General features: G+C 42.1%; 17 protein-coding genes. 3 read left to right on the top strand and 14 right to left on the bottom strand.

Annotation, left to right across the window (positions count from 1 at the left end; all coding sequences use genetic code 11):
* From V7126_RS07875 to V7126_RS07840, 8 genes are all read right to left on the bottom strand, one after another.
* On the bottom strand, positions 1–464 hold a 464-nt coding region (locus V7126_RS07875), incomplete at its 3' end, for a BRO-N domain-containing protein (RefSeq protein ID WP_335497477.1).
* Positions 465–578: 114 nt separating this feature from the next.
* Positions 579–779 carry a hypothetical protein gene (locus V7126_RS07870; protein ID WP_048407081.1) on the bottom strand — a complete coding sequence of 67 codons (201 nt, stop codon included), beginning with the start codon at positions 777–779 and terminating at the stop codon, positions 579–581.
* 86 nt (positions 780–865) lie between these two features.
* A complete protein-coding gene (locus V7126_RS07865; protein WP_048407080.1) occupies positions 866–1,678 on the bottom strand; it encodes a hypothetical protein in 813 nt (270 codons plus the stop codon).
* A 64-nt stretch (positions 1,679–1,742) separates the two neighbouring features.
* On the bottom strand, positions 1,743–2,114 hold the full coding sequence (locus tag V7126_RS07860; protein ID WP_048407079.1) for a DUF134 domain-containing protein: 372 nt from the start codon (positions 2,112–2,114) through the stop codon (positions 1,743–1,745).
* A 101-nt stretch (positions 2,115–2,215) separates the two neighbouring features.
* Complete coding sequence (locus tag V7126_RS07855) at positions 2,216–2,443, bottom strand: helix-turn-helix domain-containing protein (RefSeq protein ID WP_048407078.1); 228 nt, start codon at positions 2,441–2,443, stop codon at positions 2,216–2,218.
* Between the two features lie 457 nt (positions 2,444–2,900).
* Positions 2,901–3,443 carry a hypothetical protein gene (locus V7126_RS07850; RefSeq protein WP_335497474.1) on the bottom strand — a complete coding sequence of 181 codons (543 nt, stop codon included), beginning with the start codon at positions 3,441–3,443 and terminating at the stop codon, positions 2,901–2,903.
* The gene (locus V7126_RS07845) at positions 3,440–3,778 is read right to left on the bottom strand and encodes a hypothetical protein (protein ID WP_048350435.1); all 339 of its coding nucleotides are present in this window, start codon (positions 3,776–3,778) and stop codon (positions 3,440–3,442) included. Before V7126_RS07845 ends, V7126_RS07850 begins: the two co-directional genes overlap by 4 nt.
* The gene (locus V7126_RS07840; protein ID WP_335497472.1) at positions 3,775–3,975 is read right to left on the bottom strand and encodes a hypothetical protein; all 201 of its coding nucleotides are present in this window, start codon (positions 3,973–3,975) and stop codon (positions 3,775–3,777) included. The genes V7126_RS07845 and V7126_RS07840 overlap by 4 nt, the downstream gene beginning before the upstream one ends.
* A 612-nt stretch (positions 3,976–4,587) precedes the next feature.
* On the opposite strand from V7126_RS07840, the gene V7126_RS07835 reads away from it, so the two are divergent.
* A complete protein-coding gene (locus V7126_RS07835; RefSeq protein ID WP_326081145.1) occupies positions 4,588–4,833 on the top strand; it encodes a helix-turn-helix domain-containing protein in 246 nt (81 codons plus the stop codon).
* A 221-nt stretch (positions 4,834–5,054) separates the two neighbouring features.
* Here V7126_RS07835 and V7126_RS07830 read toward each other — a convergent pair whose 3' ends face one another.
* Positions 5,055–6,176, bottom strand: coding sequence for a Rap family tetratricopeptide repeat protein (locus V7126_RS07830; protein WP_335497469.1), 1,122 nt, complete (start codon positions 6,174–6,176; stop codon positions 5,055–5,057).
* A gap of 295 nt (positions 6,177–6,471) precedes the next feature.
* On the opposite strand from V7126_RS07830, the gene V7126_RS07825 reads away from it, so the two are divergent.
* Positions 6,472–8,355, top strand: coding sequence for a T7SS effector LXG polymorphic toxin (locus V7126_RS07825; RefSeq protein ID WP_335497467.1), 1,884 nt, complete (start codon positions 6,472–6,474; stop codon positions 8,353–8,355).
* A 25-nt stretch (positions 8,356–8,380) separates the two neighbouring features.
* Entirely contained in the window at positions 8,381–8,587 is a 207-nt protein-coding gene (locus V7126_RS07820) for a bacteriocin immunity protein (protein WP_335497465.1), read from the top strand.
* 113 nt (positions 8,588–8,700) lie between these two features.
* Here V7126_RS07820 and V7126_RS07815 read toward each other — a convergent pair whose 3' ends face one another.
* From V7126_RS07815 to V7126_RS07795, 5 genes are all read right to left on the bottom strand, one after another.
* Entirely contained in the window at positions 8,701–9,468 is a 768-nt protein-coding gene (locus tag V7126_RS07815) for a helix-turn-helix domain-containing protein (RefSeq protein ID WP_335497463.1), read from the bottom strand.
* Positions 9,469–9,625: 157 nt separating this feature from the next.
* Positions 9,626–10,657, bottom strand: a complete 1,032-nt coding sequence (locus V7126_RS07810; RefSeq protein WP_335497461.1) for a tyrosine-type recombinase/integrase — start codon at positions 10,655–10,657, stop codon at positions 9,626–9,628.
* 230 nt (positions 10,658–10,887) lie between these two features.
* Complete coding sequence (locus V7126_RS07805) at positions 10,888–11,253, bottom strand: HesB/IscA family protein (RefSeq protein WP_046131630.1); 366 nt, start codon at positions 11,251–11,253, stop codon at positions 10,888–10,890.
* A 76-nt stretch (positions 11,254–11,329) separates the two neighbouring features.
* On the bottom strand, positions 11,330–12,184 hold the full coding sequence (dapF, locus tag V7126_RS07800) for a diaminopimelate epimerase (RefSeq protein WP_046131659.1): 855 nt from the start codon (positions 12,182–12,184) through the stop codon (positions 11,330–11,332).
* A 164-nt stretch (positions 12,185–12,348) separates the two neighbouring features.
* On the bottom strand, positions 12,349–12,585 hold the full coding sequence (locus V7126_RS07795) for a YuzB family protein (RefSeq protein ID WP_046131631.1): 237 nt from the start codon (positions 12,583–12,585) through the stop codon (positions 12,349–12,351).
* Positions 12,586–12,692 lie beyond the last annotated feature (107 nt).

Below are 12,692 nucleotides of genomic sequence, written 5' to 3'. Positions count from 1 at the left end.
TGTTCCTCCGCTTTCGGTTTCATTTCGGAAATTACTTCGTTTTGCTTGCGTACAGTCTCTAAAGTTGCGCTAAATAAAAGTTTTGTTTGGTCGTCTGCAAACGGCAGATACGTTTGAATAAATAGATCGTCATTCGCTACATAGCCGCCCGTTTTTCTGATTGTCGGAATGACTTCGTGAGTGATCCATCTTTTGAATTGTTTGGCCTCTGGTTTGCGGCTTCTTAAAATCAGAGAATAAAGACCCGGTTCGTTGATAATGAATGTTTCTTGATTTCGCCCTAATGAATCAGTGACCGGAATACTATTCCGCTCATCTTCATCAAGTAAATTCACTGATTTTCGAGCGTCTGTAATCCCTAAAACATCGCAGACATCTTTTGCAACAAACCAAGGTTCACCGTCCTTAACGACTGTTCTCACCTGTTGATCTTGATAATTGAATACTTTTTGTAATTCGTTCATCATCGCTCGACCTCCCGCTTTAATTTCGCCATAGCCTCGTCCTGCTTCGCCTTGTATTCCGCATCACCGTTAACCCTTTCGAGAGCAGTTTTATACCGAATTTCTTGCGGAAACTCATCGACAGCTTTTTTTTATTGCGTCATACCCAAATATATCGACCAAGTATCGTATAAAACGCGGGAGGGGAACGGCCTGGTGCGTTGGGCCGTCCGCCTTTAATTCGATCATTTTGTTATAGTAGTACGGGTTATTCGAAATCATCAGTGTCTTACCTTCCCTTGTCAGTGAAACTCCTACTCCGTTATTCTCTTCCATCTTCACGTACCTCCTCGATAGAAACTGTATTTTGTAAAGCTTGGACGATGATCGGGTGAGTGTCATATCCTACGCCTAAAGTTTTGTCATAATGATTCAGCCAGTTTCTTAATATCGTTCATTGTGTCTTTTAGAGACTTCTTCCCTTCGTAATACAAATCGAGGTAATTGTCGCTCATCTCACGGAATAAAGAATCGAAACCGGCCGCATTAAAAACTATCCTTTCAACATCGAAAATATAGGGCATCAAATCTAAACCTTTTTCCGCTGCTCGACAATCTAATGTTCTAGTTGCCTCAAGAGCTTGTGTAAGAAAATCAAAGTCTCCTAGTCCTACGGACCAGTCTACTTTATCCAATAACGATTGCATTACTTCGTCTGTCGATTGTGCCTCAATAATATACTCAGTTAATGTCTCCCTAAAGTCTTCACTATTTACTCCGATCCCCTTAAGTACCGAGTTAGCCACACAATCTATCTCATGATCTAAATACACTCCTTCTTCTCCAGCGTAGGTATGCATGGCTTTGTAAGCTTCCAAAAAGTCCTTAAGTGATGTTATAGATTCTTCCTGATGAAATGTTTTTGATACAGCCTCATCAACGCTCGGCACGTTAGCCCAATCTTCGTTTACCGCTGCTTCGAGAGCGTCAATCATGACGTCATAGTGAATGTTTCCGGCTTCTGTTTCGTAAAGAAGTTCGCCAATAATATCCGGAACCTCTGCGTCTTCCCCAAACAATGCATCTTCCAGAAAGTAGCTGCGACCCTCTACGAGATCAATGTTCGCGTCTCTTCCGAAGACCTTAACGAAATCCCGTTCCTTTTTGAAGTCGCTGCGACGTCCGTCTAAGATAACCGTAATTAGATTGCGCTCAAGCTCAGTAAATTTTTTCATAATAGAATTCCCCCTGTTTTGAATTGTTTTATTTTCGTTAAGTGCGGCAATACACTCCCGTTTTTTAACTGGCGCAGTACCCCTCGCCTCGGTTCGCCCAATACGCATAAATTTTCGCGATTTTGTTAACGCCGGCTGTTAAATGCTTTGATACTACACTCCTTTCGATCCCCAAGCGTTCAGCCGCCATTTGTTGCGTTAAATCTTCCATATAAATAAGGCGAATAGCCTCGTTCTGAAGCGCTGTTAGCTCGGCGGCATCGATAGCATCCTCTAAGTCTAGTAAGATGTCAGACGCTGCAGTATCGCCTTCAAAACGCCTTTGAAAAAGCTTGTCGTAGTCACGCAATAAGGCGCGAATACCTTCTGCATCATTTAGCTTGTATTCCGCATCATAGCGGCGGTGTTGGTCCGGTCTATTTGTCGCTGACCCCATTGCATCTCCTCCATTTTTATCGTATATTATAATTAGGTTATTTTATGGTTTTTTAGATAATATAGTTGACAATTCGACTAACCTCCGATCCTGAATTAGACTTAAATTTCAATTAGTTTTTCATGCTTTTCTTTGAACTGCAAAAATTCATCTGTGATTTCAACCTTTTCAATAATCTTACGGTGCGTTCTTTTTGAAACCGTCCTTTCTCCCCTCTCGATTGCACTTACTGTTTGCTTGCTGATCCCCAATAACTTAGAAAACTGCTCCTGAGTCATCCCTTTATAGATGCGTATAATCACAAATAATTCTTTAGAAATGTACACCATTTCTCACCTCCTTTAATTGAAAAGTAACGAAAGTCTACAAAAGCTTTAGAAATATCTTTCACGAAATAATACCCGCGTCATTTCAAAACCGCACAATAAATACGAAATTTTTCGCCTTCACTTATATACCGGGTATCTAACCCTCATTTTTGGGACATCAATTTCGAAAATTTTTTCGCTTTCACTTATACAATGGGTAGGTAGCGTTCGATTTTGGGACATCGACTTCGAATTTTTTTTCTGCGTTCAATAATAGATGCGTATAAACTTTTTGGAACGGACAGCATTTCGATTCAAAAGTTGCTCTCAAGAATAACTGCGAGGTAACTTCCGGATCTAGACACCCTATCGAAGAAAAAATGCTCTCATTTAGTAACTGTGTATCTATTTTCAAAGTGGCAAGGTTTTTGTCCTCATATAAGGTTGCGTATACACTTCCGGATTGGCACATACCGGTTTAGATATAAGGCACAAGTGCGCGTTCCAACTCGGTCCTTTCCTTCCTCAACGCAGACCTTTCGTTGTGCAGCCGTTTGTTTTCGGGGCAGAGCTGCGCCAATTTCCTGTTTAATTCCACCTGTTCATCGTCCGCCGCGTCTGTCAAGGCAAGCCGCACCTTAGCGATCTCGTAACTGTTTGCGTGGAAGTCCACCTCAATCTCGCACCATTTGCGATGAACTGCGTCTCTTTCCGCAATTAAGGCGTTACGTGTCGCTTCTTTCAACGTTTGCAGGACGTCATCAGACAAAGCTTGCGGAGACTGAAGCGCATAGTCCGCCGGGAAAACGTCTAAGATTGTGCCATTTTCCGCAATGACCAGGCGCACCTGTTCGCGAGGATTATCATAAACGGACTGGCTGCCGTTTGTTGATTCGAGCGACCAGACGAACGAAGCGCCTTGAGCATACTTCGGTAATACGTTTTGTGCCTGCGCTTTTGAAAGGCCGAGGCGCGCCGTTGCTTTTTTAACTGCCGCTTTAGAAACTGTATACTGCATCATCGTGAACCCTCCCCTAGTGAAAAACCAATTCGAACGAAATCCGTAAATGACATGCCTGCAAGTTCAGAAACATCGATTTTGCGGAGGTCTGCGCCTACCTTTGGCGTGTCTACCGTAAAAAATCGAGGGTAGTTGTTTTCGTAAAGATGGTACCCATCGCTCTTTTTTTCTAATCGGCCAGTATCGTAAAACACCAGCCAGTCATCCGAATAAGTCCCAACGACGTCGGCTGCGATTAACCAGGCGTCCGAAATTTCATGTATTTCCTGTTTTGTATCGAATGTTTCCCCGTGATAATGCAGCTTTACTGCTTGCGGTTGAAATGTATCCATCATGCCGACTGCACCTCCTCACCGAATAGTTCTCGCGCTGCCGTGACGCCGATTTCGGCGCAGCCTGCGAATGCTCTCCGGGATACTTGCGGCAGGAGTGCAGCGAATTCCTCCGGGTTTAAATTGACAAATTGATCGTCTGAGCCTGCAGGATAGATGTTCCACCAACCTACAACTGTTTTTCTATAGTAAACGTTCATTTTGTTACCTCCTTTAAATTGGACACACTGTTTTAGTGACGTGCGACGAAAACTGCAACGACGCCGCACGCCGGTTTCTTCATTCATCGAGATAGCAGCTTCCACAAAATCAGTCCGCAGTAGATAGCTGCCGTACCAAATCCGATGAAGTCCAGAACAGAAAGTGAAGCAAAGTTCATACTTGCGATCCAAAAACTAAGGGCAACGATTAGAAAAATTTCGGTTGTATTAATCTTCCTCATTTGTGGTATAATTGATTGAACCGGGGCTTGCGCCCCGTCTTGGTTATAATCGGCGACGGCGATTCTTGGGAGGAACCCGTCGCTTTTCTTTTTCCGTTTTCGCTTCTTTTCTTATTTTGTTAAGTTCTAACAATAGCTTGAAATATTGAAAGCCACGAAGCGATGATTACGGAAACCTTCGTTGTCAGTTCAATCAATCCATCAGCCCTCCTTTCATTAATCGAACAATTTGTTCGACTTGTTAAACATAGTATATCCCATCCTTTTTCTGTCGTCAAGACTTTTCCGAATAAAATGTTTAATTTATCGAATATTTTTTTCGTTTTATTTGTGATATAATAAGACAAACAATATTTTCGGAGTGATACATATGGCAAGAAAAGAAAAAATCGTTAACCTAAAACCGACATACCATCCGTTAGAGGTGACGCTCGCGAAACGGAAGAAGAATAAAACGGATCTTAGAAACGACTTGGGTATATCATCGTCAACATTGGCGAAGATGACTGCCGGAGAGTTTGTTGCCTTGAAGGTGATCGCGCAAATATGTGAATACTTGGATTGCCCGATCGAGGAAGTCGTCCAATTTGAACGCGCAGAAAACAATGACGATTAATCAAACAACGAGGAAAAGAACTTGAAATTAATCTCAAATAAAAAAGCCCTTCTCATGAGAGTTGGGCTTTAATGCTATTTTTTTACGAAAACGGAATAGCGATATATCTAAATTAAGATGCGAACCTTTCTGCGACTTTAAAAGAAGTGTTATCTGTTTGAACATGTGTGGAACTAAGCACGCTTACTGTCCCCAATAATAAAACAGCGCAAATCAAAAATTTAGCTTTCATTTACATAACCACTCCTTTGAATTTGTCTTCTTGCGTCGCATGCAATACGGTAAAAATCACAGGCATCACGAATCTTTTCTTCAGTTTCCAAAATTTCCGCCGCAATGATTCCGTAATCTTCCGCATCTGCATACAAACCGTTTTCCTTGAAGAACTTAAAAGAGTCTCTAACTAAATCCAGATCATGAATCAAGTAAAGCCCTTTTAGCATTTCAAGCTTTGCAAGGTCATATGAATTACAAATTTTTTCGGCATATTCTTTTCCTTCAAAATAAAGGTCGTGGGCTGTTACCAACTCAGCCTGCTTCGCTCTAACGTGTGCAAGGTTAAAAAAGGCTTTTGGTAAAAAACTATGATTAACCTCTCTATACACTTCAAGGGCTTTTTGGAGATGATCGGTAGCTTTTTCAAGTTCTTCAAGTTGATTATAACATATCCCAAGATTCAAATGCGATGAACCAATTAAATGAGGGGAGTCTAATCTTGTTGATTCACTCAATGCTTGATTTAAGCTAGGCAAGGCTTTTTCAGGAAGCATTTGATCTCGACGATTGCCGGCAAGAATGAATTGACATTGAACTCTACGTTCTCCATAAGTGTCATACTTTTTATAAATATTATAGGCGCGACTCGCATAATTCATTGAAAAAAATGTCTGTTTCATATGGTAATAAACTTCGGATACCTTGAAGTAAAATTCAGCCTTCTCTAGATCATCACATTCAAAAGAATCAAGTTGTTTTTCGGCATTCCTATAGAAATCTAACGCGAGTATTAGTTCTTTTTGTCTGAAATGATACATTCCAGCGAAGAATTGATAATAATATTCCAACATTCCTTCAAGGTTGTTCTGATCTCGAATTTTTTTGAACTCCTCAAATCGACTAGCTAAATTACCGCCAGAATCAGAATACATATAATCAAATTGAAGGTTGTGTCGGAACAACAATAAATTATAATAGACAACCACGTCTTGGTTTTGTTCCATTCGCTCTAATTCTCTTTCAACTTCTTTCCTAGTATCCTCCGCCCGGCCTGGCCAATTGTTTTTTAAAGCCGTATACCAAAAATTCATTTTCGTCGCAACTAAATCATAAGGAATAACATCCACACCGTCTCTTCCTTTCTCTCGAGATTAAAAGTTTTTAGAAAAATTAAAATATTAAACTTCCTTTATCTGCATAGTAATTATTCTACAAAATAAGCCTATTATTTACAACCATATATTGTTATCATTCCCTCTATAAACTCTAATATGGAAACAAATTAAAAATTAAGTAGAATAAGTTTTTAGACCTGACCTATAAGATTCATTTTCATGGGTGGTCAGGATTTATTCACCAATTCTTTTCCGAATAGTGGTAAACTATATACTGATTGTAACTATAGTATTAGAGGAGAATGCCATGAAGACTCTGGATGTTCAAGCGTTGCATAATGCGATTGACCAAACGCTAGAGCAATTAAAAAAACAGTCGGAAGAATTCGCAAAAGTTAAGGAAAGCGTCGATGCTCTTACGTCTCTTGATGATGCTTTAAAAGGTAAAGGGGGAGATGCGATTCGTGCTTTCTACGAAGAATGCCACAGTCCGTTTCTTCAGTTCTACGAAACTTTCATCGATGAATACGAATCGGCATTGAAAAAAATCAAAAATGCACTGAACTCCCTTGAACCGAATCATAACGGATATATTTCGCAAGCCTTTCTCGAACATGATCTGGAACAAGGCTTGAACGAGGCTAATACTAAAACGTCTATGTTGGTTTCAAAAGCTGACGCTGCGATCGCGAAAGTCAGCCATATTGTCGATCTACCGGCTTTGAATGACAATGATTTTCATGAACAGAATCGAAAAGCATTGACCGACATCAATCAGACGATTGAAAAGCTGCATACGTTTGACCGGGAACAGACTACCGCGCTCAAAACCGCTGAAAACGATCTTGATACGATGCAAAGATACATCGCCAGACTTGAAAAAATGTATACAGGCCCTACAATTGAGATTGAAACCTATCAAAAAGGCTCGATTTTAAAACCGGATGAGATGGATGCTTTGGGTGGGAATCAAGAGACAGCGATGGGAGTCATGTTGGATAAGCTTGACAACAAATCAAAGCTTGAAAAAGAGATTAGCGAAGTAAGCGAACAAGATGTTAAAATGTACAAGTTAAAGAAAAAACTTGAGCAGTTGTATGATGACCCCGACGAGTATCTTAAAGTTGCCAAGGAAATCGGTTATGACAAACTTACATCTGAAGAGATGAATTATGTTACTGCCATCGAAGAATCCCAAAAGTTCAGAGCCGATCCTATTAAAGGAACTCTGGAAGATGGAAAACATATTTTAGAAAGCATGATAGGCTTTGTCGGTGGAGCATACGATTTCGCAAAAGATACTGTCGTGGGAACGGTCGAAACAGCCAAATCTCTTACGGAACGCGCTGACGATTTTATTAAAAACCCAAAAGCAACTGTAAATTCAGTATTTGAGTACGATTACAAAGCCGCCTTTGAAAGTATGTTGAACTCAATCGCTGACTCGTGGGATAAACAAATGGTACACGGAGATTCTTATTCTCGCGGACACTATCTTGCTTATGCGATTGGGACTATATGGGGGTTGGCAGAGGCCGGTCCTACTGTTTCAACTGGCGCAAAAAGTCTTAACAAGGCTGGAAAGACGGCAACTAAGGCCACAAAGAAAAGTGTCAAATCCGTAAAAAGGCATATTAAATCGCCTATCAATCGGTATGTTCCTGCATTAGAAGGGATGCTTCAAAGGGCGGGAGAAGTCCCTAATGTGAAAAATACGCCTTTGCTGCGTAAACTGATCGATGAAGCGAAGACAGGTGTCTTATTCTCTAGGAACGTCCCAGGGATAGCTGCCGGAAAAGCAACTCCAAGTAGAAGCCTACTTTCCCAAAAGAAATTAATGTACAATGGTGGTAAATTAGGTGTCATACCACATGAAGTTCGAAAGCAACTAATTGGAAAAAAATTTAATTCTTTTGATGACTTTAGAAAGGAATTCTGGAAAGCAGTTGCCAATACAGAATACGCAAAAGAATTTAATAAAAATAACATTGCCAGGATGAAAAACGGCAATTCACCTATTGCTCCTAAAAAAGAGCATTATGGAAAACACAAGTCATATATTCTCCACCACAAACAGCCGATTGATAAAGGCGGGGAGGTATACGACTTTGACAATTTAATCATCACTTCCCCTAAAATGCACCAAGAAATACTAGACCCGGCCTATCATTTCGGCAAAAAAGGGAAGTAAAGAAGTCCGAAAGGAGTATCAAATAATGAGTGAACTGTCAAAAGAAGAATTAATATCTCTTGTAAAGAAAATCATGAATCCTGAATTAGATGATGATACTGCGAGCGAATATATCGACTTATTAGAAAAAAACGTCCCGCACCCCGCACCAAGTGACCTCATTTTTTGGAGTGACGAAGATTATACTGCCGAACAGATTGTAGAGATAGCCCTCAATTACAAAGAAGAATAGAACGACTAACGGCGTCCTTATGGGCGTCTTATTTTATATCCACGAACAGAGCTTCATATTGAATCGCTGGCCTGTCTTTCGGCAAAGGGACGTCCTGTCCTTCTGTTTACCGGTTAGGAACACGTCAACTCATCAAAACGCGTTTCATATAACCGATCTAACATCCGGTCCAGCACGCCATTATAATAGCCGGCCAGATTTCGAACATGCTTTCGTTTCGTTGCGGTGAACGTTTGACGTACCGCATGTAGGCCGATTTCTTCTAGCGTCTCGGAATCATAGACGCCTTTTAAAAACGACGTATGCGCAAGGTAAATACCGTATAGCCGATTCGTTAGCTTCCGATCGCTTACAAACGATTCGACAGCAGCTTTGAACGCACTATACGTATTACGTAGTAATTTATTTACGCTTTTAGGAATAACAGCTTCGCCTGTACTTTTCGGCGCGGCGGCCGTTGTCCCCGTAGGCTTGTCCGATGTCGAACGGGGTTGCATTTGCGGAGTAGCATCGCCATTGTCAGCCGGTTTATTCGGGTTCATGGCGCTAGTATAAGCCGGCAAAATCACGTACATATTGGCGCCGTTTCCGCCGGATACCGGCCTGAATTTCGTTTCCTTGCGAATGATGCCGCAAGCTACTAGTCGCTTAATTGCCCGGATGACTGTGGTGCGGTGTCGGCCAATCAGGTCCGCGATCGATTGCAGTTTCAAATACGCGACGCCCGGCGTTTTGCAGGCATGACGCGACAGCACCTTGAGAACCTCGATAGCGGCAGGCGTTAGTGCGGATTTATTGTGGTAGATATGCGTGCGGATGGCGTCGTTAAGCTCGTCCACAGAACAGACTGACGCCATTTTAGCGGATTCTTTCGTATACATTCGTTTTTCTCCCCTTGGAGACGTACCGACCTATCGGAAAATTAGGCACACTCAAATAAGCGTTGACTTGAACGCTTTTTTCCGATATGATAGACGTAGGGTTAGGACGTTCTATCTATCGGATTTATTTCCGACGGATGGTCGTCTTTTTTTTGTTTTAGGTTCTTTTCTTTTTTATCGATGTCAACGGCGAAAAATCGTCGTGACTTCTTCGCATTTCCTTGGTATCCATCTGTATATAACGGCGCATTGTTCTTATATCGACCCATCCCCCGATTTTCTGTAAGGTGAATGGATCACAGCCATTTAAAATCATTGTTTTGGCCCATGTATGACGGTATACGTGCGCAGTAACCTTCTTATCTTTAACTCCTGCTTTTTCTGCATAGTACTTTAAACGTTTATTAAAGTGATTCGCGCCTAGAGGTTCACCGTAACTCGACAAGAAAATGCGGTCCGTCGTAAAGTGTAATTTATTTTCGCTAATAAGTTGCAACAACAGTTTTACGCAATGTGCGGATATAGGCACTAGGCGGTGTTTTCTGTTTTTGCTTACGTCGGCATTAACTGTAATGAACCGGCTTCTGAAGTCGATATCCCTTTCGCGAAGACTCAACAATTCCTCGATGCGAAGTCCGGAGTCTAATAGGCAGCTCATAGCGCAATAATCACGGAATCCTACATAATCCCTTAAATTCGGTTGCCGTAATATCGCCTTGATCTCGTCGTCCGTAAAACAGTTCGTAAGGTCTATGTCCTGCCGAATCAATTTAACGCGTTCGGTCGGATTTACCTCGATCAACTCTTCGCGATCCAGGTAATTAAACAACGCTTTTATAGTTCGCAAATTAATATTAATCGTCGTGTCGGCTAGTCCTAAGCGATTATCGTCCGATTTTATAAATTTGTGTCCATGATAACGCGGCTTATCGTATTTCATGTAATTTATATAGTTCCGTAATATTTCCGTCGTTATCTCGTCAATGTATGTAATTTCATAGTTGTCGTTTAGCCAATCGGTAAAATACCGCCATGTCTTTCTGTAATCAATAAGTGTCCTGTCGCGCAACCCTTCCGTTCTTTTCCCGGCTAATGCGATCTCTAGGGCTTCGTTAAGTAGCAAACGGGGATACCCCTTTTCAGATCCCGAAACCCTTGTCGCCCTTTTGCGCTTCTTTTTTAACGCCACAATAAAAACGCCTCCCCTAACGAATGTATTAAGATACATCGCTAAGAAAGGCGTTATTAACAACCACAACGACCTAAAATTAGGGTCGTTTTTATTTCGAACAATGACGGTTAATCGCGGATTTTCCGGCGCAATTAACAATCCTATGTGTCAGTTTCCGATTTAGATGATCGAAACATATCATCGGTAAACCGACGTCTTGTAAACGTTGGTTTATCCAGTTTTAAACGTCAGCACTCTTCCGGCTTCCCGGCGTTCGCCGCCGTCCGGAATGAAGAACCGCAGCCGCACGATGCGATGGCGTTCGGATTGTCGATCGTAAAGCCTCCGCCCATCATCGATTGTTTGAAGTCAATGACCGTTCCGTTCATGATATCGAGGCTTTCCTGATCGATCAGCACGATGATCCCATGCTGAACGAATTCATTGTCATCGTCGTTTTTTTCGTGTTCAAATCCCATTCCGTATGAAAGACCGCTGCACCCGCCGCCTTTCACACCGATTCTCAAAAAAGCATTTTCCTCTTCATGCTCTTTCATCATATCTTTTATATGAAGGGCAGCCGCTTCCGTAATTGTAATCGTTTTTTCGCTCATGAATTAGCACCTCCTCCGGCTGTCATGTGCACCTCTATTATAAAGGGCCGTCATTTATTTCTCAAACAGGCTGTTTTCAAACGTAAAATACGCCTTCACACACCGTTTCCGCCGGGCCCGTCATCATGACGCGGCCGTCGTGCTTCCAATTGATGACGAGATCGCCTCCGGCAAGGTGGACGGTAATGTCCGTTTCCCTTTTGGCAAATCCGTTTAATACCGATGCAACCGCTGCCGCACAAGCCCCTGTTCCGCAGGCCTGGGTAATCCCTGATCCCCTTTCCCATACACGGAAGTGCAGCTCGTTTTCATTCTCCACTTCGACAAATTCAACATTGACGCCTTCCGGAAACCTCTCGTCTTTTTCGATCATAGGTCCCATCGTATTAAGCGGTGCCTCCTCGATATCGTCCAAATAAAAGACGATATGTGGATTCCCCATCGAAACAGCGGTTCCTCTCATTTCCCGGCCGCCGAATTCCATCGGTTCGTTGATCGTGTCAGACTCGCCGTCTCCGAGCATCGGAAGATCGGATTTGCGGAGGCGCGGCTCACCCATATCGACCGTAGCCGAAACGACTTTTCCGTCTTTTACCTCGACCTCGGCTGTCACAAGACCTGACAGAGTTTCAATGAAAAATGTCTTCTCTTTTACAAGTTTATGTTCATAAGCATATTTTGCGACACAGCGCAATCCGTTTCCGCAATTTTTGCCTTCAGAGCCGTCGCTGTTGAAAATCCGCATTTTAACTGGCGCTTTGTCAGATGGGCAGATCAAAATCATTCCGTCCGAACCGATGCCCGTGTAAACCGAGGATACTTTGACGGCAAGCTCCGGCAGCATCTCCTCAGGGAGTTTTTCTTCAAATTGGTTAACATATATATAACTGTTTCCTAAACCGTGCATTTTCGTGAAGCGAAAAAAATTCATAGCGGCCTCCAACATTTTTTTATTTCTTTTAGTATAAAAGCTGAAAGGATCGGACACAATATGAATATCCCCCGTTTTTCATACATAAAAGCTCTCTGCTTCCATTAGCAGGGAGCTTTTATCATGCGGCAACATGAGAAAACGGGATCGCCTTTTGATCCCGCTTAGATAAATTCATTTTCTTCGATGAATTTATATATGTTTTCGACCAATTCGGCCGGATTATCCCCTGAGACCATTTCCCCGTTTACAAGGGCGAATAATGTCTGCATGCATTGACCGCAATAACTTAGACAGCCGTACTCGATAACGTCTAAATTCGGGTCTTTCTCCAATATTTCTTTTGCCTTTTGAGAGCCTTGGGCAAGATTGCTGACGCAAAATTCAACAATTGGAAACACTATCATTCACCTCACATCGCATTTTTATCGTACCCTAATCCTCTCCGGTTAGTCAAAACATTGAGCTGATGAATAAAGCTTTTGTAACATATCAATTCCGTAAAAAA

The sequence above is a fragment of the Bacillus sp. JJ675 genome, assembly GCF_036963165.1.
GTDB lineage: Bacteria > Bacillota > Bacilli > Bacillales > Bacillaceae > Bacillus > Bacillus glycinifermentans.
Note: the sequence above shows the minus strand (reverse complement) of the source record. Positions and strands in the feature narration are given on the sequence as shown.